Source organism: Brevundimonas sp., from assembly GCF_032107865.1.
Classification (GTDB): domain Bacteria; phylum Pseudomonadota; class Alphaproteobacteria; order Caulobacterales; family Caulobacteraceae; genus Brevundimonas.
Genome location: NZ_DAMCNG010000291.1, coordinates 1 through 2816 on the forward strand (window position 1 = coordinate 1; position 2816 = coordinate 2816).

The following is a 2816-nucleotide window of genomic DNA, read 5'->3' on the forward strand; positions in this document are numbered from 1 at the left end:
AAGCAGGAAGCGGCGCTCGATCTCGGCGCCGCGCGCCAGGTCGAGCCGTACGCGCGACGCGCCCGAGGCCGCGCTGACCTCATAGCCGCGCACCAGGCCCGAGCCGCTGCCTTCCAATCCACGCGCCGGAGAGACCCCCGCCAGAGACAGGATGACCCGCCCGGCCGAGCCGTCCTCGACCACCTGCCCTCGGGTCGTGCGACCCAGGTCCAGGACTACGCGGGTCCGCTGGGCGTCGCCGCCGAAACGCAGACGCACGATTTCGCCGTCCGGGCCAAAGGCCAGCCCGCGCGTCGCCGTGAGCACGACAAGGCAGATGACGACGAACGCCAGGCCGGTCATCAACCATTCGCGCACGCCCCAACGGCTCAGATTGTCACGCCACCGACCCAACATCAGAGGGAATTCGCCCTGCAGTTTAGAAGTCAGGATGGGCCCAGGGTTTAAGGATTTCGTTAAGACCTCTTACCGGCGCGCGGTTCTTTTATTTTCCGCAACATCTGCCTATTATCGGTTCCGCATGCGAACGATCGCGCCGCCCGTCACTGTGTCGGGATCAGGCGCGCCCTCCTCGCGGCGCTGAACTTTTCACCAATTCCGAGGATCGCGCGGCCTGGCCGTCGATCCGAAGATACGGGTTCGGGATGCAGCCTTGATCGGCGCGTCCGGGCCCAGGACCGACAACCTTATGGGCCGACCCGCCTGCGCTCCTGAACGGCAAGACCATGCCGCTCTCGCTTTCTGCGAGGGGATGACGCGCGCCCTGGCCCCCATTTCCATTCGGCGAGCCGCCCCTATTCCCGCGACTGAGTTCGCGGCGCACGGCCTGGCGCGCCTGAGAGAGACCTTCAATGTCAAAAACCATGTTGATAGACGCGGCGCACGCGGAAGAAACGCGCGTCGCGATCGTGGACGGCCGCCAGGTTGAGGAATTCGATTTCGAATCCCGCGCCCGTCGTCAGCTTCGCGGGAACATCTATCTCGCCAAGGTCACCCGCGTAGAGCCCAGCCTTCAGGCCGCCTTCGTCGAGTACGGCGGCAACCGCCACGGCTTCCTGGCCTTCAACGAAATCCACCCGGATTACTATCAGATCCCCGTCGCTGACCGCGAAGCCATCATGGCCGAAGCGCACGACGACGCGGACGAAGACGATCTGGGCCGTGAATCCGACGACGCCGATTCCGACGGCAAGCTGGCCGACGAAGAGCGCCTGAAGCGCCGCCTGATGCGTCGCTACAAGATCCAGGACGTCATCAAGCGCCGTCAGATCCTGCTGGTGCAGGTCGTCAAGGACGAGCGCGGCGCCAAGGGCGCGGCCCTGACCACCTGGTTGTCGCTGGCCGGCCGCTACTGCGTGTTGATGCCGAACACCGGCAAGGGCGGCGGCATCAGCCGCAAGATCACCAACACCTCCGACCGTCGCCGGCTGAAATCCGCCGCCGCCGCGCTGAAGGTGCCGCAGGGCATGGGCCTGATCATCCGCACGGCGGGCGCCAAGCGCACGCGGGCCGAGATCAAGCGCGACTATGAATATCTGCTGCGCCTGTGGGAAACGATCCGCGAGCTGACCCTGCGCTCCAATGCGCCGGCGATGATCCACGAGGAAGAGAACCTGGTCCGCCGCGCCGTGCGCGACATGTACGACAAGGACTTCGACGGTATTCAGGTCGAGGGCGTCGAGGGCTTCAAGCAGGCCCGCGACTTCATGCGCGTGCTGATGCCGTCGCAGGCCAAGAAGATCCATCTCTATCAGGGCTCGCGCCCGCTGTTCGCCGCGAACGGCATCGAAGAGGTGCTGACCCAGATTCACCAGCCGGTCGTGCCGCTGAAGTCGGGCGGCTATCTGGTCATCAACCAGACCGAAGCCCTGGTCGCCATCGACGTGAACTCGGGCCGCGCCACCAAGGAACGCAACGTCGAGGCCACGGCCACCAAGACCAACCTGGAAGCCGCCGTCGAGGCCGCCCGCCAGCTACGCCTGCGCGACCTGGCCGGTCTAATCGTCATCGACTTCATCGACATGGACGAGGGCAAGAACAACCGCGCGGTTGAGAAGGTTCTCAAGGACGCCCTGGCCAAGGACCGTGCGCGCATCCAGATGGGCCGCATCTCCGGCTTCGGCCTGATGGAGATCAGCCGTCAGCGCCGCCGCCTGGGCGTGATCGAAGGCGCGACCGAGGTCTGCGAATGCTGCCAGGGCGCGGGGCGCGTCCGCTCGGCCGAATCGGCGGCCCTGACCACCCTGCGCGCCGTCGACATCGAGGCCGGCAAGAACGGCGCGGGATCAGTGAACCTGCGCGTCTCGACGGTCGTGGCCCTCTACATCCTGAACCACAAGCGCGACTATCTGCAGTCCCTGCTGGAACAGCGCGGCGTGAACGTCGTCATCCAGATCGACGACAGCCTGGCCCAGGGCGAGCACTCGATCGAGCGCACTGAAACCAACGAGGACTTCGTCGCGCCGGAAAGCCACATCGATCTGGCTGACCTCGACGACGGCTTCGACGACAGCGCCTATGAGGACGAGGAAGAAGACGCCGACGACGAGGACGACATCGACCACGACGAGGACGACGCCGATCTCGACCGCGAGGACGAGGACGACGACGAGGCCCGCGCCCGTCAGGAACAGGACGACGACAGCCGTGGCGGCGGTCGCCGCCGTCGCCGTCGCGGCGGACGTCGTGACGAAGAAACCGAAGCCGTTGCGTCTGACGAAGACGACGACGGCCGGGGCGGTCGTCGCCGCCGGGGCCGTCGCGGCGGTCGCCGGATGCGCGAGGAAGGCGAACGCGACGTTTACGCCTGGGTGCGC

Annotated in this window: 1 protein-coding gene and 1 pseudogene; one reads left to right on the plus strand and one right to left on the minus strand. The window is 66.4% G+C overall.

Annotated features, from left to right (window positions below):
* Nucleotides 1-396, minus strand: a pseudogene (locus tag RT567_RS15695) (N-acetylmuramoyl-L-alanine amidase); the annotation flags it as partial.
* 455 nt (nucleotides 397-851) lie between these two features.
* Here RT567_RS15695 and RT567_RS15700 point away from each other — a divergent pair.
* On the plus strand, nucleotides 852-2816 hold a 1965-nt coding region (locus RT567_RS15700), incomplete at its 3' end, for a ribonuclease E/G (protein ID WP_313577162.1).